The organism is Mesorhizobium sp. f-mel, from assembly GCF_053850215.1.
The window spans coordinates 1-217 of sequence record NZ_JBSPTO010000104.1 but is presented as its reverse complement, the minus strand read 5'-3'; the positions used below and the strand labels follow the sequence as shown (position 1 = coordinate 217).

The following is a 217-nucleotide window of genomic DNA, read 5'->3' as shown; positions in this document are numbered from 1 at the left end:
ACAAGATCCACCTCGACGACGCCGTTTTTGCCGGGCTTAAGTCGGGGGGGCTTTCATCGGACGCTTTCTTTGCCGGTAGGGCCGCGCATGACAGTTCCGATCATATCATCTACAACAGTTCGACTGGGGCGCTCTCCTTCGACAGCGACGGGATCGGCGGCGCAGCTCAAACACAATTCGCCACGCTTTCCCCACATCTCTCGCTCACCGCAGCCTC

Annotated in this window: 1 pseudogene; it reads left to right on the top strand. The window is 59.4% G+C overall.

Annotated features, from left to right (window positions below):
• Window positions 1-217: pseudogene (locus tag ACWUKX_RS31090) on the top strand (calcium-binding protein); the annotation flags it as partial.